The organism is Salegentibacter sp. T436, assembly GCF_001932675.1.
In the GTDB taxonomy this organism is placed as follows: Bacteria; Bacteroidota; Bacteroidia; order Flavobacteriales; family Flavobacteriaceae; genus Salegentibacter; species Salegentibacter agarivorans.
Map to the genome: position 1 here is coordinate 1,848,947 of NZ_CP012872.1, position 24,835 is coordinate 1,873,781.

Annotated in this window: 21 protein-coding genes and 5 tRNA genes; 25 read left to right on the forward strand and 1 reads right to left on the reverse strand. The window is 37.2% G+C overall.

Annotation, left to right across the window (positions count from 1 at the left end):
* The first annotated feature begins 42 nt into the window (after positions 1-42).
* From AO058_RS08150 to AO058_RS08270, 25 genes are all read left to right on the forward strand, one after another.
* Positions 43-1,323, forward strand: a complete 1,281-nt coding sequence (locus AO058_RS08150; protein ID WP_075325988.1) for a DUF2851 family protein — start codon at positions 43-45, stop codon at positions 1,321-1,323.
* An 18-nt stretch (positions 1,324-1,341) separates the two neighbouring features.
* Positions 1,342-1,572: a PspC family transcriptional regulator gene (locus tag AO058_RS08155; protein WP_075325989.1), complete on the forward strand. Its 231-nt coding sequence runs from the start codon at positions 1,342-1,344 to the stop codon at positions 1,570-1,572.
* 170 nt (positions 1,573-1,742) lie between these two features.
* Positions 1,743-3,821 (forward strand): amino acid carrier protein, encoded by a 2,079-nt coding sequence (locus AO058_RS08160; protein WP_075325990.1) that lies wholly within the window; start codon positions 1,743-1,745, stop codon positions 3,819-3,821.
* A 12-nt stretch (positions 3,822-3,833) separates the two neighbouring features.
* Complete coding sequence (locus AO058_RS18660; protein ID WP_075325991.1) at positions 3,834-4,328, forward strand: hypothetical protein; 495 nt, start codon at positions 3,834-3,836, stop codon at positions 4,326-4,328.
* 33 nt (positions 4,329-4,361) lie between these two features.
* Entirely contained in the window at positions 4,362-4,763 is a 402-nt protein-coding gene (locus AO058_RS18665) for a helix-hairpin-helix domain-containing protein (RefSeq protein WP_075325992.1), read from the forward strand.
* A gap of 60 nt (positions 4,764-4,823) precedes the next feature.
* Complete coding sequence (locus tag AO058_RS08175; protein WP_075325993.1) at positions 4,824-5,993, forward strand: acyl-CoA dehydrogenase family protein; 1,170 nt, start codon at positions 4,824-4,826, stop codon at positions 5,991-5,993.
* A 176-nt stretch (positions 5,994-6,169) separates the two neighbouring features.
* The gene (gene rpsU / locus AO058_RS08180) at positions 6,170-6,364 is read left to right on the forward strand and encodes a 30S ribosomal protein S21 (protein ID WP_037316435.1); all 195 of its coding nucleotides are present in this window, start codon (positions 6,170-6,172) and stop codon (positions 6,362-6,364) included.
* Positions 6,365-6,463: 99 nt separating this feature from the next.
* On the forward strand, positions 6,464-7,357 hold the full coding sequence (locus tag AO058_RS08185; RefSeq protein WP_075325994.1) for a tyrosine-type recombinase/integrase: 894 nt from the start codon (positions 6,464-6,466) through the stop codon (positions 7,355-7,357).
* Positions 7,358-7,385: 28 nt separating this feature from the next.
* Positions 7,386-7,688, forward strand: a complete 303-nt coding sequence (gene hpf, locus AO058_RS08190; RefSeq protein ID WP_075325995.1) for a ribosome hibernation-promoting factor, HPF/YfiA family — start codon at positions 7,386-7,388, stop codon at positions 7,686-7,688.
* Between the two features lie 101 nt (positions 7,689-7,789).
* A tRNA-Thr gene (locus tag AO058_RS08195) sits at positions 7,790-7,863 on the forward strand.
* 198 nt (positions 7,864-8,061) lie between these two features.
* Positions 8,062-8,144 (forward strand) — tRNA-Tyr (locus AO058_RS08200).
* Between the two features lie 77 nt (positions 8,145-8,221).
* Positions 8,222-8,294 (forward strand) — tRNA-Gly (locus AO058_RS08205).
* A gap of 144 nt (positions 8,295-8,438) precedes the next feature.
* Positions 8,439-8,510, forward strand: a tRNA-Thr gene (locus AO058_RS08210).
* Between the two features lie 56 nt (positions 8,511-8,566).
* Entirely contained in the window at positions 8,567-9,754 is a 1,188-nt protein-coding gene (gene tuf / locus AO058_RS08215; protein ID WP_075325996.1) for an elongation factor Tu, read from the forward strand.
* Positions 9,755-9,816: 62 nt separating this feature from the next.
* A tRNA-Trp gene (locus AO058_RS08220) sits at positions 9,817-9,889 on the forward strand.
* Positions 9,890-9,908: 19 nt separating this feature from the next.
* Entirely contained in the window at positions 9,909-10,106 is a 198-nt protein-coding gene (gene secE, locus AO058_RS08225) for a preprotein translocase subunit SecE (RefSeq protein WP_075325997.1), read from the forward strand.
* A gap of 10 nt (positions 10,107-10,116) precedes the next feature.
* Entirely contained in the window at positions 10,117-10,668 is a 552-nt protein-coding gene (gene nusG / locus AO058_RS08230; RefSeq protein ID WP_075325998.1) for a transcription termination/antitermination protein NusG, read from the forward strand.
* 76 nt (positions 10,669-10,744) lie between these two features.
* Positions 10,745-11,182: a 50S ribosomal protein L11 gene (rplK, locus tag AO058_RS08235; RefSeq protein ID WP_057482053.1), complete on the forward strand. Its 438-nt coding sequence runs from the start codon at positions 10,745-10,747 to the stop codon at positions 11,180-11,182.
* An 18-nt stretch (positions 11,183-11,200) separates the two neighbouring features.
* A complete protein-coding gene (gene rplA / locus AO058_RS08240) occupies positions 11,201-11,899 on the forward strand; it encodes a 50S ribosomal protein L1 (protein WP_075325999.1) in 699 nt (232 codons plus the stop codon).
* Positions 11,900-11,910: 11 nt separating this feature from the next.
* Positions 11,911-12,432 (forward strand): 50S ribosomal protein L10, encoded by a 522-nt coding sequence (gene rplJ / locus AO058_RS08245; protein ID WP_075326000.1) that lies wholly within the window; start codon positions 11,911-11,913, stop codon positions 12,430-12,432.
* A gap of 57 nt (positions 12,433-12,489) precedes the next feature.
* A complete protein-coding gene (gene rplL, locus AO058_RS08250; RefSeq protein WP_075326001.1) occupies positions 12,490-12,867 on the forward strand; it encodes a 50S ribosomal protein L7/L12 in 378 nt (125 codons plus the stop codon).
* A gap of 130 nt (positions 12,868-12,997) precedes the next feature.
* Positions 12,998-16,810: a DNA-directed RNA polymerase subunit beta gene (rpoB, locus tag AO058_RS08255; protein ID WP_075326002.1), complete on the forward strand. Its 3,813-nt coding sequence runs from the start codon at positions 12,998-13,000 to the stop codon at positions 16,808-16,810.
* Positions 16,811-16,883: 73 nt separating this feature from the next.
* Positions 16,884-21,185, forward strand: a complete 4,302-nt coding sequence (gene rpoC, locus AO058_RS08260) for a DNA-directed RNA polymerase subunit beta' (RefSeq protein ID WP_075326003.1) — start codon at positions 16,884-16,886, stop codon at positions 21,183-21,185.
* Positions 21,186-21,339: 154 nt separating this feature from the next.
* Complete coding sequence (locus AO058_RS08265) at positions 21,340-21,657, forward strand: DUF3467 domain-containing protein (protein WP_075326004.1); 318 nt, start codon at positions 21,340-21,342, stop codon at positions 21,655-21,657.
* 151 nt (positions 21,658-21,808) lie between these two features.
* A complete protein-coding gene (locus tag AO058_RS08270) occupies positions 21,809-23,395 on the forward strand; it encodes a Ppx/GppA phosphatase family protein (RefSeq protein WP_075326005.1) in 1,587 nt (528 codons plus the stop codon).
* Between the two features lie 16 nt (positions 23,396-23,411).
* Here AO058_RS08270 and AO058_RS08275 read toward each other — a convergent pair whose 3' ends face one another.
* Positions 23,412-24,782, reverse strand: a complete 1,371-nt coding sequence (locus AO058_RS08275) for an alanine/glycine:cation symporter family protein (RefSeq protein ID WP_075326006.1) — start codon at positions 24,780-24,782, stop codon at positions 23,412-23,414.
* Between the last annotated feature and the right edge of the window lie 53 nt (positions 24,783-24,835).

Here is a 24,835-nt window from a genome sequence, read left to right on the forward strand (position 1 = left end):
TTAAAAGACTGGTCTTAAAGCGCATTTTTCTAATTTTAGAAGATGCGCGAAGATTTTTTACATTATCTATGGAAATACAAGAAATTCGATTTCACCAATGCAAAAACCACGCAGGGAGAAAAAATACTTCTAATAGATAGTGGAACTCATAATTTTAATTCGGGCCCCGATTTCTTCAATGCGCGCTTAAAAATTGGAGACCAGCTATGGGCCGGAAATGTAGAGTTGCATATCAAAGCATCAGATTGGTATTTTCACCAACACGAAAAAGACACAAATTACGATAATGTTATTTTACACGTAGTTTGGGAAGACGATGTTGACGTACAAAGGCATAATAAAACTTCTATACCCGCTTTAAGCTTAAAAAGTCTTGTAGATCAGGATTTACTTATGGGTTATCGCCAACTTTTTGCTTCTCCTGAAAACTGGATTAATTGCGAGAAAAATTTTAAAGAAGTAGATGATTTCACGCTGCGCCATTGGCAGGAGCGTCTTTATTTAAAGCGTTTAGAAGAAAAATCTATACTTATTTTAGATTTATTAGGGAAATCTGGGAATAACTGGGAAGCAGTTTTATTTCAGATGTTAGCTAAAAACTTTGGGCTTAATCTTAATGGAGATGCGTTTCTAAGTATGGCGCAAAGTCTGGATTTTTCTGTGGTGCAGAAATCCTCTCAAAATAATTTACAACTTGAAGCTTTGTTTATTGGCCAGGCCGGCTTGCTTAGTAAGCAATTAAATATCCCTTATTATAAAAAACTGCAGCAGGAGTATGCTTATCTAAAACATAAATACAAACTCTCAAATTCTGGCGTGATTCCTCCAAAATATTTCAGGTTACGGCCAGATAATTTTCCGAATATTAGGCTGTCTCAGTTAGCTTCGCTTTATTTTAAGCAGAAGAATTTGTTTTCAGAATTAATTGCTTCAAAATCTTTAGAGCCTATTTATAAAATTTTAGATGTAGAAACTTCTGAATTTTGGCGACAGCATTATTCATTTCCGAAGAAACATAGGGAAAGGGAAAAAAGGCTAAGTCCGTCTTTTAAAGATCTGGTACTTATAAATACTATTATTCCGCTTCGTTTTTGTTATTCCCAATCGCGCGGTAATGATGAAATTGAAATTTTACTAGAGCTAATAGAAAAAATACCTGCCGAGAATAATAAGATTGTTCAGAATTTTAATAAAATTAAAAATGGCAGTACGCAAAACGCTTTACATTCCCAGGCTATGATAAACTTAAAAAAGAATTATTGTGAAGCCAATAAATGTCTTGATTGTGCTATTAGTGTAAAATTACTGCAACGAAAGACTTAAAATCTTATATTTGTAACGATGACAAAAATGGTGCACAATATTCGTTATTTTTTTGAAAGACATGGTTTTTATGTGTCTTCCCGAGTGGCCGATAAAATGGGAATGCGCGCCAAAAGTGTACGCTTGTTTTTTATTTATGCCTCGTTTGTAACACTGGGATCCTGGTTTGTGGTGTATTTGGTCCTAGCATTTTGGTTAAAGCTTAAAGATTTGGTGTACACTAAAAGAACTTCAGTTTTTGATCTATAACCGGGATTTAACTGCATTTTTATCAATAATTTTAAGTTTCTTCAGGATTTAATCAAACTAAATTTAACAATACCTTTACATTTTAACTCCCAAAAATTTGAAAAGGCCCATTTTTTTAGCATCTTGCTTCGCGGAAATTATCAATCTAAATTAAACAACCTTTATACTATATGAGAAAGTATCTGCTTTCAATGTTCTTTTTGTTTTCAATTTTAGCGATTAATGCACAAGAACTGGATGTCCAGGCCAAAGTTGGCAATCCTTCCAATATTATTAATAACGGGTTTATTGATCTTGAGGTTGAAGGAGGAGTACCTCCTTATAAATACCAATGGTCTGATCCCGAAACTTCTTTAGAATCATCCAGAGCAGAAGGTCTTACCGAAGGAGTACCTTATGAAGTAACAGTTACCGACAGTGAAGGTAATTCTGTAACAAAAAGTTTTGAAATAAAGGCTGATGCTATTACCGAACATTTTAACGGTACTTTTGTTCCCATTGTTGAAGGAATGACGGCTATTCTTTTCTGGGATCCATTTACCGCTGTAGGAATCTACGATCCAAAGGTATATGCAGAAAGAAGTTTTGTTCCTACTCCAGATTGGAGCGCTGATACAGAAGATAAATTCATCTTAAAAGAATGGCAGGTAGAAGAAGGAGCTCACGTAGATGAAGGTGATCTTATTGCCATTGTAGGATCTCAAAATAGTGGTGATCTAGAGGTTATGGCCAATGCTACCGGAACAGTAGAATATCTGGTAGGAGAAGGCGAAACAATATGGGATTATCAAAATAGTTCAGATCTTATTGAAACAAACGCCCATATGTTGGCCCAAATTCAATATGATGAACCGCAAATTCTAACCAATCCTAACGGAACTCCACAAAAGCATAATATTCCTTTTATTGTTGTTTGGTTAATCTTTGGTGCAGCATTCTTTACTGTAAAGATGGGCTTCATCAACTTTAAAGGATTTAAACACTCTATAGACCTTGCCAGAGGGAAATATGACGAGCCTAACGCGCCGGGTAGTATTACTCACTTTCAGGCGCTGGCAACCGCAGTTTCCGCTACAGTAGGTTTGGGTAATATTGCCGGTGTTGCCGTTGCAATTTCCCTTGGTGGTGCAGGAGCAACTTTCTGGATGATTATTGCAGGTTTACTGGGTATGGCATCAAAATTCGTAGAATGTACGCTTGGTGTAAAATATCGTTTTATAAACTCTGAAGGGAGAATCTTTGGAGGACCAATGAACTATTTGCGCTACGGACTTGAAAAAAGAAATATGCGTGGTTTAGGTAAATTCCTTGCTGCGTTTTTCGCTATTTTAGGTATTGGTGCTTCATTTGGTGGTGGAAATATGTTCCAGGCCAATCAATCTTTTGAAATCCTTTCTGGCCAGTTTACATTCTTAATTGGTAATGGATTTTGGTTTGGAATTGGAGTAGCAGTTCTTGTAGGTATTGTTATTATTGGAGGTATTCAAAGTATTGCTAAAGTAACCGGTAAGGTGGTGCCATTTATGGCTGCAGTTTACGTTCTTGGTGCTTTAACTGTAATATTTATAAATATAGAAAATATTGTTCCGGCATTTGGAGCTATTTACGATGGAGCTTTTAACGCTACAGCGATGAAAGGTGGAATTATAGGGGTGCTAATTGTTGGTTTTCAACGTGCAGCATTCTCTAACGAAGCTGGTGTTGGGTCGGCAGCGATTGCTCACTCGGCAGCAAAAACAAATCACCCGCCATCTGAAGGTTTTGTCGCTTTATTAGAGCCTTTTATTGATACTGTAGTGGTTTGTACTTTAACTGCTTTAGTATTAATCTTTACCGGAATGCACGAAGTAGAAGGAGTAGGTGGGGTTCAATTAACCTCAGATGCTTTTGCAAGTGTAGTTTCCTGGTTCCCTTATGTGTTGGCAATGGCAGTTTTCTTATTTGCATTTTCAACAATGATTTCCTGGTCTTATTACGGGATGCGTTCCTGGACTTATCTATTCGGAAAAAGCAAAAAAACAGAATTGGCATATAAAATACTATTCCTTGTATTTGTTGTGGTAGGAGCTTCCATTAGTTTAGGAGCCGTATTAGATTTCTCTGATATGATGATCCTTGCGATGTCCTTCCCGAATATTATAGGACTTTATATTATGTCTAGTGAAGTAAGAAAAGATCTTAATGAGTATTCCCGAAAGCTAAAAGCAGGAGAATTATTCAAGAAACAACGAGAGGCAAAAGCCAGCTAACCTTGTAAAATTATGAAATTGATAAAATCCCATTTTGTGTTCAACAGGAGCCAACAAAATGGGATTTTTCTTTTGGTAATAATTATAATTCTTTTTCAGGCGATTTATTTTTTTGCTGATTTTTCTTCGGAAAGTGATTCAGAAGCTTTATCCCGGGAAGAAATTGAAGCTTTCCAGGCTCAAATAGATTCTATAAAATTAGCCAGGGCAGAGGCAGATACAATTAAGATATTTCCTTTTAACCCTAATTACATTACAGATTTTAAAGGCTACACTTTAGGAATGAGTGTTGAAGAAATTAATAAACTTCATCAATTTAGAGAAGAAAATAAATGGATTAATTCTGCAAAAGATTTTCAAAAAGTTACGGGTGTTTCAGATTCTTTACTTGCTACAATTTCTCCGTATTTTAAATTCCCAAATTGGGTTACTGAAGCCGAAAAGAAAAAAGAGAACAATAGAAATATCCCTTCTGTAAAAGTTTCAGATTTAAATACAGCAAAATAAGAAGATTTACAAAAGATAAATGGAATAGGGGAGGTGCTGGCCAATAGGATTATAAATTATAGAAATAAAATTGGTGGTTTTAGGAGCGAGATTCAGTTAAATGATATTTATGGTTTAAATTATGAAACGCGGGAAAAGTTGCAGCAGCAATTTAAGGTTTTTAAAGATGAAGATTTCAGCTTAATAAATATTAATAAAGCGAAAGTTCTAGACCTGGTAGATGTTCCGTATATTAAATATGAGCTTGCGAGGGAGATTATAGATTACCGCCAACTACACGAAGAAATTAGTTCTTTTGAAGAATTATCAAAAATAGAAAGTTTTCCTTCAGATAAAATCGATAGAATTCAATTATATTTGAGCTTAAATTGGATATTCGGAATTTTAGCATTCTTAAATATTTATCCGTGGATTAATTACTATAATAAAAATTGATTTTATTTTAGTGGCCCGGAAGTTTGCTTCCTTTCTAAATAAAAGAAAAAAGAAAATAGCATGAATACATTGTATTTTACAGAGGAACACGAACTTTTTAGAAAAAGTTTTCAGGACTTTTTACAGAAAGAAGTGGTGCCTCATATTGATAAATGGGAGAAGACAGGAACAATAGAAAGCTTTATCTGGAAGAAGTTTGGTGAAATGGGCTACTTTGGCCTTAACCAGCCCGAGGAATATGGCGGGATGAATCTTGATATTTTCTATACCGTGATCTTCCTGGAAGAACTTCAAAAGATTAATAGCGGTGGCTTTGCTGCTGCTATGTGGGCCCACGCTTATTTGGCAATGACGCACGTAAATAAAGAAGGTGACGATGCAATTAAGAAAAAATATCTTACCCCAAGTATTGAAGGAGATAAAATAGGTTGTCTATGTATTACCGAGCCTTTTGGTGGCTCTGATGTTGCCGGAATGCGAAGTACCGCAATTAAAAAAGGCGATAAATATATTTTAAACGGTTCCAAAACCTTTATTACCAACGGAGTTTATTCAGATTATTTAGTAGTTGCCGCCAAGACCGATCCGGATAAGGGAAATAAAGGGATGAGTATTTTTATTGTAGATAGGGAAACTCCCGGAATTTCTGCTTCAAAATTAGATAAACTGGGTTGGAGAGCTTCAGATACTGCAGAAATTGCTTTTGACGATGTTGAGATTCCTGCTGAAAATCTAATGGGTGAAGAAGGAAAAGGTTTCTCTTATATTATGCAGCATTTTGCTTTAGAGCGTTTAATTATGGGAATTAACGCCCACGCTCGTGCTGAATATGCCCTGGATTATACATTAGGCTACATGGCCGAAAGAGAAGCATTTGGCAGAACCATAGATAAATTCCAGGCTTTGAGACATTCGGTAGCCGATATGGCCAGCGAAGTAGAAATGAATAAGGAATTCAATTATTCTATTGCGAAACGCCTTAATGACGGGCAATATGTGGTGAAAGAGGCCAGTATGTCTAAATTACTTTCAACAAAAATGGCCGATAAGGTTATTTACGATTGTTTGCAGATGTTGGGAGGTTATGGGTATATGGAAGATTATCCATTGGCAAGAATGTTTAGAGATAGCCGTCTAGGCCCAATTGGTGGTGGAACTTCAGAAATTCTTAGAGAGATTATCGCTAAAATGGTGATCGATAAAAAAGAATACAAGCCAGCGGCGAAGTAATCTTTTAGATTAACATTTTTGCGAAAATTCTACTTTTATCGCTAAAATGGTGATCGATAAAAAAGAATACAAACCAGCTGCGAAATAGCATTGAAAATAATTAAAATATTGGTTGTGGGTTCTTAGATTTAAATTATCTTTGCAGCCTATTTCTAAAGAAAGGGGGTGATGACACTATGTTAATAATACCAGTAAAAGACGGAGAAAATATTGATAGAGCGCTGAAGCGTTTTAAGAGAAAATTCGATAAAACCGGAACAATGCGCCAGCTGAGAAGCCGCCAGCATTTCACGAAACCTTCTGTTGCGAAGAGAGCTCAGGTTCAAAAAGCCGAGTACATTCAGCATTTGAGAGATCAGGAAGATATCTAGTAAAAAGATATAATCGAATTTTTCCGAAGCTATTCGGAAAAACAAATATAACTGTTGATAGATTAAAGTTTGCTAACTTTGTCTATCAACAGTTTTTTTATGCCCTTTTCCCAGTTTTTAGATTACCTGCAGTTGGAGAAAAAATACTCTCCCAATACACTAACCGCCTATAAAACCGATTTAGAATCTTTTTCAGAATTTATTTTATTTGAGTTTGAAGAAAAAGATCTTAGAAATGTTCATTATTCCCAAATTAGAAACTGGATTGTTTCATTGGTAGATCAGGGTGTATCTAATAGAAGTATTAACCGAAAGATTTCTTCTTTAAAAGCTTACTACCGCTTTCTTCAAAAAACCGGCGATATAGAATTTTCTCCCCTCGCAAAACATAAAGCTTTAAAAACTGCTTCTAAAATTCAGGTTCCATTTTCTGAAGCTGAAATAAGCCAGGTTTTGGAACAAATTGATATTTCAGATTTTGAAGGTTTGCGGGACCGGTTAATTGTAGAGCTTTTTTATACTACGGGAATGAGGCGTATTGAGCTAATTGAAATTAAACTTCAGGATGTAGATTTGAGTGGAAAGTACGTTAAAGTGCTTGGTAAAAGACAGAAGGAAAGAATTATACCATTATTGCCTGGCGTGATTTCTAATTTAGAAAATTATATAAGTAAACGATCAGATTTGGTGAAAGGGCAGGAGCCATCCTATTTATTTGTAACTCAAAAAGGTATAAAATTATACGAAAGCCTTGTGTATAGAATTATTAATAATTATTTTAGTAAGGTGTCTGGCAAAATAAAAAGGAGTCCGCATATTCTGCGGCACTCATTTGCTACACATTTATTGAACCAGGGCGCCAACCTAAACGCGGTTAAAGAATTACTTGGGCATTCCAGTCTTGCTGCTACGCAGGTATATACCCATAATAGTATTTCAGAACTTAGTAAAGTTCATCAAATGGCGCATCCCAGGAACAAAAAGACCAATTAAAATAATGTTTAATTAAATTCTACCGAAGATGAAAGTAAATGTGCAGTCTGTTAACTTCAACGCCGATCAAAAATTAATTGATTTCATCCAACGCAAATTGGATAGGCTTGAAAATTATTACGATAAAATTATCTATGCTGATGTCTTTTTAAAAGTTCAGAATACAAGTGGAAAGGATAATAAGATTACCGAGGTTTTATTAAGTATCCCCGGCGGAGATATTATGGTAAAAAAAACCTGTAAGAAATTTGAAGAATGCGTAGATGAATGTGCTTCATCACTACAAAGGCAGTTAATTAAACGCAAGGAAAAATTAAGTGCTCACGTTTAAATATTTTTTTTGCAGAATTGTTTTGTGAAAGGAATAATTTGTATACATTTGCAGTCCGTTAGAAATAGCGGACTTTTTTATGCTGAAAAAGTAGCGTAAAGGCCGATGTAGCTCAGCTGGCTAGAGCAGCTGATTTGTAATCAGCAGGTCGTGGGTTCGAGTCCCTCCATCGGCTCTTGAAATTTTGAAATAAAGTATTTTTAGTTTAATCTCCTGGAGATTAAATGAGTAAGAAAAATATCGAAAAATTTTAAAAAATGCTTTGGACGGTGCTGTAAAATTATGTTTATTTGCAGCCGTTAAAAAACAAACCGTCATAAAGCTTAGCTGGCAAGCCGGCTACGGTTCTATGAAATAGTGGAAAAATAAATTTGGGGAGATACTCAAGCGGCCAACGAGGGCAGACTGTAAATCTGCTGTCTTTCGACTTCGCAGGTTCGAATCCTGCTCTCCCCACAAGAATTGTTTAAAGTTCCAGATTCAGGGATGTGAAAATCCGGGAACTTTAAATTTATAAGCCCTGAATCGATAATGCGGGAGTAGCTCAGTTGGTAGAGCGTCAGCCTTCCAAGCTGAATGTCGCCGGTTCGAACCCGGTCTCCCGCTCTTAATTAGAAAACAGGAAAGTATATTCTTGTTTTCTAAATTTATTTTTCCGGTTTAAGTAAAGTTAAACATCCGTAAACCAGTATTGGTTTATGGTTATTCTTGTTTGAACCGGTGAACCTTGAAAGTGGAGACTTTCGGCTTGCCGACGTAGCTCAGGGGTAGAGCGTTTCCTTGGTAAGGAAGAGGTCACGAGTTCAATTCTCGTCGTTGGCTCTAGATTGTATTAAATTGAACACTAATATATAACTAAGATTAAATAAGTATTAATTATGGCAAAGGAAACTTATGATCGTTCCAAACCGCACCTTAACATAGGTACAATTGGACACGTAGATCACGGAAAAACGACTTTAACAGCAGCGATTACTAAAGTAATGGCTGATGCTGGATATTCAGAAGCTAGTGCTTTTGATCAAATTGATAATGCTCCTGAAGAAAAAGAAAGAGGTATTACAATTAACTCTTCTCACGTAGAGTATCAAACTGCTAACCGTCACTACGCACACGTTGACTGTCCTGGTCACGCCGATTATGTAAAGAACATGGTTACTGGTGCTGCTCAAATGGACGGTGCAATTCTTGTAGTTGCTGCAACTGATGGGCCTATGCCACAAACTCGTGAGCACATCCTTCTTGGACGCCAGGTGGGTATTCCAAGAATTGTTGTATTCTTAAATAAAGTTGACCTTGTTGATGATGAGGAGCTTTTAGAATTAGTAGAAATGGAAGTTAGAGATCTTCTTTCTTTCTATGAGTATGATGGTGATAACGGTCCTGTAATTTCAGGTTCTGCACTTGGAGCTCTTGAAGGTGATGAGAAGTGGTCTAAAACCGTTCTTGATTTAATGGAAGCTGTAGATAGCTGGATTGAATTACCAGAGCGTGATGTAGATAAGCCTTTCTTGATGCCTATTGAAGATGTATTCTCTATTACAGGTCGTGGTACTGTTGCAACTGGTCGTATTGAGACTGGTGTTGCAAACACTGGAGATCCTGTAGAGATTATTGGTATGGGAGCTGAAAAACTTACTTCTACTATTACTGGTGTTGAGATGTTCCGTAAGATCCTTGATAGAGGTGAAGCTGGAGATAACGTTGGTATCTTATTAAGAGGTATTGAAAAGTCTCAGATCTCAAGAGGTATGGTAATTACCAAGCCTGGATCTGTAACTCCTCACGCTAAGTTTAAAGCAGAGGTTTATATCCTTAAAAAAGAAGAAGGTGGACGTCACACTCCATTCCACAACAACTACCGTCCTCAGTTCTACGTACGTACAACTGATGTAACAGGAACAATTAACCTTCCTGATGGAGTTGAAATGGTAATGCCTGGTGATAACCTTACGATTACTGTAGAGCTTATCCAGACTATTGCAATGAATGTTGGTCTACGTTTCGCTATCCGTGAAGGTGGTAGAACTGTAGGTGCTGGACAGGTTACTGAAATTTTAGACTAATTACAGTTTAAATATAAAAAGGTTTCCCGCTCGGGCGGGAAACCTTCATTTATATTATATTTACGGGTTTAGCTCAGTTGGTAGAGCACTGGTCTCCAAAACCAGGTGTCGGGAGTTCGAGCCTCTCAACCCGTGCAAATACCTTAAGAATCACATGGCAGGAATTGGCAATTATATATCAGAATCTTATAACGAATTAAAAAACCACGTTACCTGGACAAGCTGGCCCGAAGCACAGAGGCTAACCATCCTTGTAGCCGTTTTTTCTATTATTTTTTCACTGGCTATTTGGGGTGTAGATACCGTATTTAGTTCGGCTATCGAAGAATATTTCAAATGGATTAAATCTTAAAGATAGTAGGATGGCAGAAGGAAAGGAAAAAAAGTGGTATGTGGTTCGTGCCGTTAGCGGTCAGGAAAACAAGGTTAAAGACTATATTGAGAAAGAGGTTAACCATCTTGGGATGGAAGATTATCTGGATCAGGTTTTAGTTCCTACCGAAAAAGTTATCCAAATTAGAAATGGTAAGAAAGTAAACAAAGAACGTGTTTATTTTCCTGGGTATGTAATGATTCAGGCTAGTCTTGAAGGTGAAATGCCTCACGTGATTAAAAATATTAATGGCGTTATTGGATTTTTAGGCGAAACAAAAGGAGGAGATCCTGTGCCGCTTAGAAAATCTGAAGTTAATAGAATGCTTGGTAAAGTAGATGAACTTTCAGTAAAAACTGATAACGTAGCAATACCTTTTACTATTGGAGAAACCATAAAAGTTATAGACGGACCGTTTAATGGCTTTAATGGTACAGTAGAAAAGATAAATGAAGAAAAGCGTAAGCTTGAGGTAATGGTTAAGATTTTCGGAAGAAAAACACCATTGGAATTAAGCTATATGCAAGTAGAAAAAGTATAAAGATTTTAGTTACATATTTTTTGATGGTTTTTTAAAGCTTCCACTCTAACAAACTATCACCTTAAAAATTAAGAAAATGGCAAAAGAAGTAAGTAAAGTTGTAAAACTACAAGTTCGCGGAGGTGCTGCTAACCCATCACCACCAGTTGGACCTGCTTTGGGTGCTGCCGGGGTAAATATCATGGAATTCTGTAAGCAATTCAATGGTAGAACCCAGGATAAACAAGGTAAAGTATTGCCGGTTGCGATTACGGTTTATTCAGATAAGTCTTTTGACTTTGTGATTAAAACTCCTCCAGCTGCAGTACAATTGTTGGAAGCATCTAAGAACAAAAAAGGTTCAGGAGAACCAAACAGAAAGAAAATAGCAAGTGTTTCTTGGGATCAGGTTAGAACTATTGCAGAAGATAAGATGCAGGATTTAAATGCCTTCACCGTAGAATCTGCAATGAAAATGGTTGCTGGAACAGCTCGTTCAATGGGAATAACTGTAAAAGGTGATGCACCGTTTTAATCCAAAAAGAAATTAAAAATGGCAAAATTAACTAAAAAGCAAAAGGAAGCCCAATCTAAGATCGAGAGCAATAAAGCTTACTCGGTGGCAGAAGCTTCAGCTTTAATTAAAGAAGTTGCTAACGAAAACTTCGATGCATCTGTGGATTTAGCGGTTCGTTTGAATGTAGATCCAAGAAAGGCCAACCAAATGGTAAGAGGTGTTGTAACCCTTCCACACGGTACAGGTAAAGATGTAAAAGTACTTGCGTTAGTTACTCCAGATAAGGAAGAAGAGGCTAAAGAAGCCGGAGCCGATTATGTTGGTCTTGATGAATATCTTGACAAAATAAAAGGTGGATGGACAGATGTTGATGTAATTATCACTATGCCTAGCGTAATGGGTAAATTAGGACCTTTGGGACGAGTACTTGGACCAAGAGGATTAATGCCAAACCCAAAAACAGGAACAGTAACTATGGATGTTGCAAAAGCAGTATCTGATGTTAAAGCGGGTAAAATTGACTTTAAAGTTGATAAAACCGGTATTGTTCACGCTGGAATTGGAAAAGCATCTTTTGAAGCTGAAAAAATTGCTGGAAACGCGAGAGAATTATTAACTACTTTAGTGAAGTTGAAACCTCAGGCATCTAAGGGTGTGTATATTAAGAGTATACACATGTCTTCTACAATGAGCCCGAGCGTTCAAGTTGATACTAAAAGGTTCACTGAGCAATAATAGTATAGATTATGACAAGAGAAGAAAAATCAATAGTAATTGAAGATTTAACTGCCCAGTTAACAGATAATTCTGTGGTTTATTTAGCAGATATATCTGGCCTTGATGCCGGAACAACTTCAAACTTGCGTAGAGCTTGTTTTAAAGCTAACGTAAAGCTGGCTGTAGTTAAAAATACGTTGCTTGCTAAAGCGATGGAAGCTTCAGATAAAGAATTTGGAGACCTTCCTTCAGTATTAAAAGGCAACACTTCCATAATGTTTTCTGAAACCGGTAATGCGCCGGCCAAAGTAATTAAAGAATTCAGAAAGAAAAACGAAAAACCACTTCTTAAAGGAGCTTTTGTTGAAGAAGCTGTTTATGTAGGAGACGAATACCTTGACGCACTTGTAAATATCAAGTCTAAAGAAGAGGTTATTGGAGATATCGTTGGACTATTACAATCACCTGCTAAGAATGTTATTTCAGCACTTAAGTCTGGTGGCGGTAAAATCTCTGGAATCCTTAAGACACTTTCAGAAAAGGAAGGATAAATTAGTACGCACTTTTTAACAAATATAAATTAAAGAACTTTTTAAAAACGATAGAAAATGGCAGATTTAAAAGAATTCGCAGAACAATTGGTTAACTTAACCGTAAAAGAAGTAAACGAGTTAGCTGATATTTTAAAAGAAGAATATGGTATAGAGCCTGCAGCTGCTGCAGTAGCTGTTGCTGGTGGCGGTGCTGCTGGTGGTGGTGAAGAAGCTGAAGAGCAATCTGAATTTGATGTAATTCTTAAGGCTCCAGGTGGGTCTAAACTAGCAGTTGTAAAACTTGTAAAAGAACTTACAGGTCTTGGTCTTAAAGATGCTAAAGCATTAGTAGATGGCGCACCAGCTCCAGTTAAAGAAGGAGTAGCTAAAGACGAAGCAGAAGCACTTAAAGCACAGCTAGAAGAAGCAGGAGCTGAGGTTGAGCTTAAATAAGCTTGCCAGCAGCAATATTATTTAGGTTTAGACCTCAGGAATTCGTTCCTGAAGGTCTAAACCCTTTTGCGTATATAGGGGATTAACTCCTTGCGCGCCCGTTTTTTTATAAATTATAATCCGTCCATTGATGTTAGCAAAGCAAACTGAAAGAGTGAGTTTCTCTTCTGTAAAGAACAGACCTGATTACCCGGACTTCCTGGATATCCAGATCAAGTCTTTTCAGGATTTCTTTCAACTAGAAACCAAATCAGAAGAGCGGGGAAATGAAGGTCTCTATAATACCTTCCTGGAAAACTTCCCAATTACGGACACCCGTAACCAATTTGTACTAGAATTTTTAGATTATTTTGTGGACCCGCCAAGATATTCCATTCAGGAGTGTATAGAGCGTGGTTTAACATATAGTGTGCCTCTTAAAGCAAGATTAAAACTATATTGTACCGACCCTGAACACGAAGATTTTGAAACCATCGTACAGGACGTTTACTTAGGAACTATACCTTATATGACTCCAAGTGGTACTTTTTGTATCAACGGGGCAGAACGTGTGGTAGTTTCTCAGCTTCACCGTTCACCAGGAGTTTTCTTTGGACAATCGTTCCACGCAAATGGAACAAAACTTTATTCTGCCCGTGTAATTCCTTTTAAAGGTTCATGGATAGAATTTGCTACCGATATTAACAGCGTTATGTACGCATATATCGATAGAAAGAAAAAATTACCTGTTACCACACTTTTCCGTGCCATAGGTTTTGAGCGCGATAAAGATATTTTAGAAATCTTTGACCTTGCAGAAGAGGTGAAAGTTTCAAAAACAGGACTTAAAAAAGTATTAGGTCGTAAACTTGCGGCCCGTGTATTGAATACCTGGTATGAAGATTTTGTAGATGAAGATACAGGAGAGGTAGTTTCAATAGAACGTAATGAGATCGTTTTAGATCGTGATACAGAACTTGAAAAAGAGCATATAGAAGAAATTCTTGAAACCGGAAGTAAAACTATTCTTCTTCATAAAGAAGATAATTCTACCGGAGATTATGCTATTATTCATAATACATTACAAAAAGACCCTACCAACTCTGAAAAAGAAGCGGTAGAACATATTTATCGTCAATTACGTAATGCAGAACCGCCAGATGAGGAAACTGCTCGTGGTATTATCGATAAATTATTCTTCTCAGATCAGCGTTACAGCCTTGGAGAAGTTGGTCGATATAGAATGAACAAAAAATTAGGTCTTGATGTTGCTATGGATAAGCAAGTGCTTACCAAAGAAGACATTATTACCATAATTAAATACTTAATCGAGCTTATTAATTCTAAAGCTGAGATTGATGATATTGACCACTTATCTAACCGTCGTGTTAGAACTGTAGGTGAGCAATTATCTCAACAGTTTGGAGTTGGTCTTGCTCGTATGGCACGTACCATTCGTGAAAGAATGAACGTTCGTGACAACGAGGTGTTTACCCCAATAGATTTGATTAATGCGAAGACATTATCTTCTGTGATTAACTCTTTCTTTGGTACCAACCAGTTGTCTCAGTTTATGGATCAAACCAACCCGCTTGCCGAAATTACGCACAAGCGTAGACTTTCAGCATTAGGGCCAGGTGGTTTATCTAGAGAAAGAGCAGGGTTTGAGGTACGTGATGTTCACTATACTCACTACGGAAGACTTTGCCCAATTGAAACTCCTGAAGGTCCAAACATTGGACTTATTTCTTCACTTTCAGTTTATGCTAAAGTGAACGGAATGGGCTTCATTGAAACGCCATACCGTAAAGTTGAAAATGGAAAATTAGATTTTTCAGAAGAACCTATTTATTTAAGTGCAGAAGAGGAAGAGGACAAGAAAATTGCCCAGGCTAACATTCCACTTAAAGAAGATGGAACTATAGATTCTGAAAGAGTAATTGCTCGTATGGAAGGTGACTTCCCGGTAGTAGACCCAAAAGAGGTTCATTATACCGATGTTGCACCAAACCAGATTTCATCTATTTCGGCTTCGTTAATTCCGTTCCTGGAACATGATGATGCGAACCGTGCGTTGATGGGATCTAATATGATGCGCCAGGCATTACCATTATTGCAAGCCGATTCTCCAATTGTTGGAACCGGATTGGAACGCCAGGTAGCTACAGATTCTCGTGTATTGATTAATGCTGAAGGAGAAGGTGAAGTAGAATATGTAGACGCTAAGAAAATTATTATAAAGTACGATAGAACTGAAGAAGAACGTATGGTAAGCTTTGATAGCGATTCAAAGTCTTATGATCTTATTAAGTTCCGTAAAACCAACCAGGGTTCTTCTATTAACCTCAAGCCAATCGTTAGGGTAGGAGATAGAGTAACTAAAGGTCAGGTTTTATGTCAGGGTTACGCTACAGAAGCCGGGGAACTTGCTTTAGGTAGAAATATGAAGGTTGCCTTTATGCCCTGGAAAGGTTACAACTTTGAGGATGCGATTGTAATTTCAGAAAAAGTGGTTAGAGAAGATATCTTTACTTCTATCCATATTGATGAATACTCACTCGAAGTTCGTGATACAAAATTAGGTAACGAAGAATTAACCAACGATATTCCTAACGTTTCAGAAGAGGCTACTAAAGACCTTGATGAACACGGAATGATTAGAATTGGTGCAGAGGTTAAACCTGGCGATATTCTTATTGGTAAGATTACTCCAAAAGGAGAAAGCGATCCAACACCAGAAGAAAAATTACTTCGTGCTATCTTTGGAGACAAGGCCGGTGATGTAAAAGATGCATCGCTTAAAGCTTCTCCTTCTTTAAATGGTGTGGTAATAGAGAAGAAACTCTTTGCCCGTGCTATTAAAGATAAACGTAAAAGAGCTCAGGATAAAGAAGATGTTGCCGCGCTTGAGAAAAAGTACGACGCTAAATTCGCCAATTTAAAAGCTGAACTTGTAGATAAGTTATTCGCTATTATAGGCGGAAAAACTGCTCAGGGAGTTCAAAATGATCTTGGAGAAGAGGTAATGCCAAAAGGTAAGAAGTATACGTTGAAAATGCTTAATGCAGTAGACGATTATACTCACTTAACTCACGGTACCTGGACTACAGATGATCACTTAAACACTTTGGTAGCAGATCTTATTCATAACTATAAGATTAAGGAAAACGATCTTCAGGGTAACTTGAGAAGAGAGAAGTTTACCATCTCTGTTGGAGATGAACTTCCTTCTGGTATCCTTAAACTTGCTAAGGTTTACATCGCTAAAAAGCGTAAACTAAAAGTAGGTGATAAAATGGCGGGACGTCACGGTAACAAAGGTATTGTTGCAAGAATAGTTCGCCAGGAAGATATGCCATTCCTTGATGATGGTACACCGGTTGATATTGTGTTGAACCCACTTGGGGTACCTTCACGTATGAACATTGGTCAGATCTACGAAACTGTACTTGGATGGGCAGGACAAAAGCTTGGTAATAAATATGCAACTCCAATTTTTGATGGAGCTACCATAGACCAGATTAATGAGCTTACTGATGAAGCTGGAATTCCAAGATACGGGCATACCTATCTTTATGACGGTGGAACAGGAGATCGTTTTGACCAACCTGCAACAGTAGGGGTAATCTATATGTTGAAATTAGGACATATGATTGAAGATAAGATGCACGCCAGATCTATTGGACCATACTCGCTTATTACTCAGCAACCACTTGGTGGTAAAGCACAATTTGGTGGTCAGCGTTTTGGTGAGATGGAGGTTTGGGCACTTGAGGCTTATGGAGCATCAAGCACCCTGCGTGAAATCTTAACAGTGAAGTCAGATGATGTGATAGGAAGGGCTAAAACTTACGAGTCTATCGTAAAAGGAGAGCCTATGCCAGAACCCGGCCTGCCGGAATCTTTCAACGTACTTATGCACGAATTGAAAGGTCTTGGTTTGGATATTAAATTAGAAGAATAAAATACTGTTTTAAAGGGGCGTTACGGCGCCCCAAAAACAGATTTTTCACAATAATTATAGCAGCAGAGTTATTATGGCTAGAAATAATGATAAGAATACAGTAAAGAGATTTGATAAAATCTCTATCGGTTTGGCTTCCCCGGAATCTATCCTCGCAGAATCTCGTGGTGAAGTTCTAAAACCGGAAACTATCAATTATCGTACGCACAAACCCGAACGTGACGGTTTGTTTTGTGAGCGTATTTTTGGTCCTGTAAAGGATTACGAATGTGCCTGCGGTAAATATAAAAGAATACGTTACAAAGGAATTGTTTGTGACCGTTGTGGGGTAGAAGTAACCGAAAAACAAGTACGTAGAGACCGTGTTGGGCACATTAATTTGGTAGTTCCTGTAGCACATATCTGGTATTTCCGTTCTTTACCTAATAAAATTGGATACTTGCTTGGTCTTCCATCTAAGAAATTAGATATGATCATTTACTACGAGCGTTACGTAGTAATTCAAGCCGGTATTGCTAAAAACGAAGAAGGTGAACCATTAAAGAAAATGGATTTCCTTACTGAAGAAGAATATCTAAACGTTTTAGATAGCCTTCCGCAAGAAAATATGTATTTAGAAGACAGCGACCCAAATAAGTTTATCGCTAAAATGGGAGCCGAATGTCTTATTGAAATACTAAGAAGAATAGATCTTAACGAACTTTCTTACGAGTTAAGACACAAGGCAAATAACGAAACTTCAAAACAACGTAAAACCGAAGCGCTTAAACGTCTTCAGGTTGTAGAAGCTTTCCGTGATGCCAATAATAATCGCGAGAATCTTCCAGAATGGATGATTATGAAAGTGGTTCCTGTAATTCCACCAGAATTACGACCTCTTGTACCTCTTGATGGTGGGCGTTTCGCGACTTCAGATTTAAATGATCTTTATAGAAGAGTTATTATTCGTAACAACCGTCTAAAAAGATTAATGGAGATCAAAGCTCCTGAAGTGATTTTACGTAACGAAAAACGTATGCTTCAGGAATCTGTAGATTCATTGTTTGATAACACAAGAAAATCTTCAGCGGTAAAAACAGACTCTAACCGTCCGTTAAAATCGCTTTCAGATTCTCTTAAAGGTAAGCAGGGACGTTTCCGTCAAAACTTACTTGGTAAACGTGTAGATTATTCAGCACGTTCGGTAATTGTTGTAGGACCTGAGTTGAAGATGCACGAATGTGGTCTTCCAAAGAACATGGCAGCTGAACTTTACAAACCTTTTGTAATTAGAAAACTAATTGAAAGAGGAATTGTAAAAACAGTAAAATCTGCCAAGAAAATAATAGATAAGAAAGAGCCGGTAGTATGGGATATCCTGGAGAATGTTCTTAAAGGACACCCTGTATTGCTTAACCGTGCTCCTACGCTTCACCGTTTAGGTATACAGGCATTCCAGCCAAAACTTATTGAAGGGAAAGCGATACAATTACACCCATTAGCCTGTACGGCATTTAACGCCGATTTTGATGGTGACCAGATGGCGGTTCACTTACCGCTTGGGCCAGAGGCTATTTTAGAAGCTCAGTTATTAATGCTTGCTTCTCATAATATCCTTAACCCTGCAAACGGTTCACCTATTACAGTACCATCTCAGGATATGATTCTTGGTCTTTATTATATGACCAAGTCTAGAAAATCTACAGACGAGGTTAAGGTTAAGGGAGAAGGACTTACCTTCTATTCTGATGAAGAAGTGGTAATCGCTTATAACCAGAAGAGAGTAGATCTTAATGCCGAAATCAAGATTCGTGCTAAAGATTTTAATGAAGTAGGTGAGTTAACTTACCAAATTATAGAAACTACAGTTGGTAGGGTATTGTTTAACCAGGCTGTACCAGAAGAAGTTGGATATGTGAATACAGTATTAACCAAGAAAAACCTTAGGGATATTATTGGTGATGTATTGGCAAAAACCAGTGTTCCTGCTACAGGTGAATTCCTTGATGCTATTAAGGAAATGGGTTATGGATACGCTTTCCGTGGTGGACTTTCCTTCAGTTTAGGTGATATTATTATCCCTGAAGAGAAGCAAACTATGATTGATGAAGCTAACGAGCAGGTTGAAGGTATTGTAGGAAACTATAATATGGGTCTTATTACTAATAACGAACGTTACAACCAGGTAATTGATATCTGGACTTCTACCAATGCCGGTCTAACCGAATTGGCTATGAAACGTATTCGTGAAGATAAGCAAGGTTTCAACTCTGTGTTTATGATGCTTGATTCTGGTGCTCGTGGATCTAAAGAACAGATTCGTCAGTTAACCGGTATGCGTGGTCTTATGGCCAAGCCTAAGAAATCTAACTCTGGTGGAGGTGAAATTATTGAAAACCCAATTCTTTCTAACTTTAAAGAAGGACTTTCAATTCTTGAATACTTTATCTCTACTCACGGTGCACGTAAAGGACTTGCCGATACCGCACTTAAAACTGCCGATGCTGGTTACTTAACCCGTAGATTGGTAGATGTTTCGCAAGATGTTATTGTAAATGAAGAAGACTGCGGAACTTTAAGAGGAGTAGAAGTTAGACCACTTAAAAAGAATGAAGAAATTGTAGAATCTCTTGGAGAACGTATTTTAGGACGTATTTCTCTTCACGATGTTCTTAATCCTTCTAATAATGAACTTTTAGTAGCTTCAGGCGAAGAAATTACTTCAGAAATTGTTACAAAAATTGAAAACGCTCCAATAGAAAGCGTAGAAGTAAGATCTCCATTAACCTGTGAAGCTAAAAAAGGAATTTGTGTAAAATGTTACGGAAGAAACCTTTCTACCAATAAACTGGTACAAAGAGGTGAAGCTGTAGGTGTTGTTGCTGCTCAATCTATTGGAGAGCCAGGTACACAGTTAACACTGCGTACATTCCACGTGGGAGGTATTGCAGGTAACATTTCAGAAGATAATAAACTAGAGGTTAAATTTGACGGTATTGCCGAAATTGAAGACCTTAAAGTTGTAAAAGGAGAAGCTCCAGATGGTAGCCAGTCTGAAATTGTGATTTCAAGAACTGCCGAGCTTAAAGTAAAAGATAAGAAAACCGGGGTGGTATTGAGTAATAATAACATTCCTTATGGTTCTCAAATCTTTATAGATAACGGTGCTGAAGTTTCTAAGGGTGATGTAGTTTGCCAGTGGGATCCTTATAACGGGGTTATTATTTCAGAATTTGCCGGTAAAATTAAATATGAAAACGTTGAGCAGGGTGTAACTTACCAGGTAGAGATAGATGAGCAAACAGGATTCCAGGAAAAAGTAATTTCTGAATCTCGTAACAAAAAGCTTATTCCAACTTTACATATTTTAGGTAAAAAGGATGAAGTAATTCGTTCTTATAACCTTCCGGTTGGTGCCCACCTTATGGTAGACAATGAAGAAAAGATAAGTGTTGGTAAGATTTTGGTTAAGATTCCGCGTAAATCTTCTAAAGCAGGGGATATTACCGGTGGTCTTCCAAGGGTAACCGAGTTGTTTGAGGCTCGTAACCCATCTAACCCAGCAGTTGTTAGTGAAATTGATGGTGTTGTTTCCTTCGGAAAAATCAAAAGAGGTAACCGCGAGATTATCGTAGAGTCTAAATTAGGAGAGGTTAAGAAATACTTAGTGAAGTTATCTAACCAGATTCTTGTTCAGGAAAACGATTATGTTCGTGCAGGTATGCCACTTTCTGATGGTTCTGTTACTCCAGAAGATATTCTTAATATCAAAGGACCAAACGCTGTACAACAATATCTTGTTAACGAAGTTCAGGAAGTTTACCGACTACAGGGTGTGAAAATTAATGATAAGCACTTTGAGGTTGTTGTAAGACAAATGATGCGTAAGGTTAGAATTCAGGATCCGGGAGATACTATTTTCTTAGAAAACCAACTTGTTCATAAATCAGATTTCATTGAGGAGAACGATAAAGTCTTCGGAATGAAAGTGGTTGAAGATGCTGGAGATTCAGAGAATTTAAGACCAGGACAAATCGTTTCACCAAGAGAACTTAGAGATGAGAACTCAGTGTTAAGACGTGAAGATAAAAACCTTGCAACTGCAAGAGACGTAACTGCGGCAACCGCTACACCGGTTCTTCAGGGTATTACTCGTGCATCGCTACAAACAAAATCGTTTATCTCTGCGGCTTCCTTCCAGGAAACTACCAAAGTATTGAACGAAGCTGCCGTAAGCGGTAAAATCGATAAGCTTGAAGGATTGAAAGAAAATGTAATTGTAGGACATAGAATTCCTGCAGGTACAGGTATGCGAAAGTACGATAGCATTATCGTTGGTTCTAAAGAAGAATTTGACGAAATGATGGAACACAAGCAAGAAGTTAATTATAACTAATGCCTATAAAAAGAGCCGCAAACGCGGCTCTTTTCTTTTTATAAAATAAGGAATCCCGACCTATAGTCGGGATTTTTTGTACTTTTATATTACGCGATAAATAGAGCGTTCCGAAGATTGCTTCGGAATCTTTTAAATAAAATTCAATTATATTATGAGTGAAGAAAAAAAGAAACCTAAAAAAGGTCAAATAAACATAGAACTTGATGAAGCTGTAGCTGAAGGAACGTATTCCAACCTGGCTATTATTAATCATTCGGTTTCAGAATTTGTGGTGGATTTTGTGAATATTATGCCTGGTAGGCCTAAAAGTAAAGTAAAATCAAGAATTATTTTAACGCCACAGCACGCAAAACGATTATTAAAAGCTTTAAACGATAATATTCAGCGTTTTGAAAAAGTGCACGGCGAAATTAGGGATTACGAAAAAGCACCAATGCCATTAAACTTTGGTCCAACCGGCCAGGCCTAATTCAGCCTAAAATATATTTTTTTGAACCCACAGAGTTATAAATTCTGTGGGTTTTCTATTGCACCAAACCAGAGAAAATAATTTTAATAAATATTGCCTAATTTAGAAGTATAACAACTTAGAATAATTCTTCAGTTTAAAATATCGTAAAATGGCCAAAAAAGCTTCCAGTTCCAAACCCAAAAAACGCATAGCGGCAATAGATCTTGGTACCAATTCATTCCACGCCGTATTGGTAGATATTTATCCCGATGGTAGTTTTCGTACGGTAAATAAACTAAAGGAGATGGTTATTCTTGCAGAAAAAGGCCTGGAAGATAAATTAAGCCGGGAGGCTATGGACCGCGGTCTTGATGCGCTTAAACGAATAAAATTTTTATGCGATAGCCATAATGTTGAAAATATTCTCGCTTTTGCCACCAGTGCTATTCGGGAGGCAAAGAATGGAGGTGATTTTATTAAAGAAGTGGGAGAAAATGTAGGGATAAGAGTGAGAGCAATTTCCGGAAAAATGGAAGCCGAAATGATTGGGCTGGCCATTAGACATAGCATTGTTTTAGGAGATGAAATGGTGCTTATGGCCGATATTGGCGGTGGTAGCGTTGAATTTATTATTGGTAACCAAAAAGAATTTATCTATTATAATAGTTTAAAACTGGGTGTGGCAAGAATGGCCGCTGCGTTTGTAGATTCAGATCCTATAGAAGAAAAAGACGTTAAAAAGCTTCAAAAGCATTTTGCCAAAGAACTTGCTGAAGTGTTGAAATTGGCCAAAAAACATAAAGTAAAGACCATTATTGGATCTTCGGGAACTATGGAGAATATTGGCGAAATGGTAGCAAATAGAAATTCTATAACTGCTAAAAGGAGTCTTAACGAACTGGAATTTAGCGCAGCCGACTTTAAAGATTTATATAAGGATTTTATTAAACTGAATAAAAAAGATCGTCTTAAAGAAAAAGGCCTGGAAGAAAAAAGGGTGGATATTATAAACCCCGGAATGGTTTTGCTGAATTTTCTGATAGATAAATTTAAGATTGAAAATATTAAAATTTCTGAAGGTGCACTTCGGGAAGGTATGATCTTAAACTTCATCAACAATCAAAAAGAGCAACTCAACCTTGATCTTGTAGCCAGTTTTAAAGATCCCAGACGCAGAAGTATTTACGAACTATTAAGAAAATGTAACTGGCCTGAAAAACATTCCCGGCACGTTTCAAATTTTGCATTGCAGCTTTTTGATGAATTTAAAGAAGAATTAAAATTAAAAGAATCAGACAGGGAATTGCTGGAGTATGCCAGTTTAATGCACGATATAGGGTATTATATTTCTTATAGAAAACATCATAAACACGCTTTGTATCTTATTCGGTATTCAGATTTACTGGGTTTTAAAGAAGATGAAGTAAATATTATGGCAAATGTTGCCAGGTATCATAGAAAATCAACACCAGCTAAGCGCCACGAACATTATAAACAATTAAATAAAAAAACTCGAAAGCGGGTAAAGAAACTTTCAGCAATACTTAGAGTTGCTGATGGTTTGGATAGAAGCCATTATCAAAATGTAGAAAAATTGGAAATCAATAATAAGAAGAACAAAATTCAATTAATTATCACCACACATAGTGATCCCGAACTAGAAATATGGGGAACTTTAAGAAAAGGCGACTTACTAGAAAAACTAACTGATAAGAAACTTGAAGTTTTTCATGTTGTTGAAAATGAAAAAAAATAATTCAGCGGAGTATACCCTAATCTTTATATTTCTTAAAATAAATTCGCGCAGCTTTCATCACTCGGGGCGCAAGGATTAAAGTAGAGATCATCGTTGGTATTGCCATTAAAGCGAAAAAACCATCAATTAAATTAATCATCATACTTAAAGAAGTAGTTGCACCTAAGAGGATACTAATAATATAAAAATAGTTATAATAATGTTTGTTTTCAGCCCCTGCCAGGTAAGAAAGACATTTTGTTCCGTAGTAAGAGAAGGAGAACAAAGAAGAAATACTAAAAGCGGCTATACAAAGTAATAGCAGGTAATCTCCCACATAAGGAATAGAATCTTCAAAAGCGGCTGCGGTAAGGCTTACACCATTTACATCTGTAGTCTGCCAAATTCCCGTTACCAGGATACATAGGGCAGTAAGTGTACAAACCACCAGCGTATCAATTGCCGGCCCCAGCATTGCTACCAATCCTTCTCGCACAGGTTCAGAGGTTTTACTCGCTCCGTGAGCCATTGTGGCGGTTCCTATCCCTGCTTCATTAGAAAAAGCACCTCTTCTTACCCCCAGGATTATTAAGCCGCCAAGAACGCCGCCAAGCATAGGTTCGCCTTTATAATTTTCGGCAGCAAAAGCATCGGTAAAAATCGTTGAAAAGTAATAAGGAACAACATCGTAATTAACGATCAAGATAATAATTACCGAAACAAAATAGAGGGCTACCATTGCAGGTACCAATCTTGAAACAGTTTTGCTTATTCGCTGTAATCCACCAAGAATTACTACAGAAGTTAAAATAACCAAAATAATCCCGATAATAAGGTTTGTGCCAAAACCGGTGGGAATATTATTAGGTTCTAAAAGAATAAAATTAATAGCCTGCGTAAGCTGATTTACATTAAAAACCGGTAATGCTCCAATAAGGCCAGCAACACTAAAAAAGATGGCCATAAACTTCCATTTCTTTCCAAGACCTTCTTCAATAAAATACATCACCCCACCCTGAATATTTCCCTGGGTATCTTTTCCTCTGTACATTACCGCCAGGGTGTTGGTAAAAAATTTTGTGGCCATACCCACCACTGCACTAACCCAAAGCCAAAAAATAGCTCCTGGGCCACCTAAAGCGATAGCCACGGCTACGCCAGCAATATTTCCCATTCCTACGGTAGAGGAGAGGGCAGTAGAAAGTGATTGGAAATGATTGATTTCCCCGGGATCGTTAGGGTTATTATATTTCCCTCGTAAAAGATCTAAGGAATGTCCTAAATATCGAAAGGGAAGAAAATTAGATAAAATAAGCAGATAAAGTCCGCCGCCAATTAATAAAATTACCAAAGGAAGTCCCCAAACCGCCGAAGCAAATTGGGAGACAAATTCATCTAATTGATTCATAAAACCTTAATTATGCTGAAAATATATGAAATTAAGTCCTATTAAACACAGCG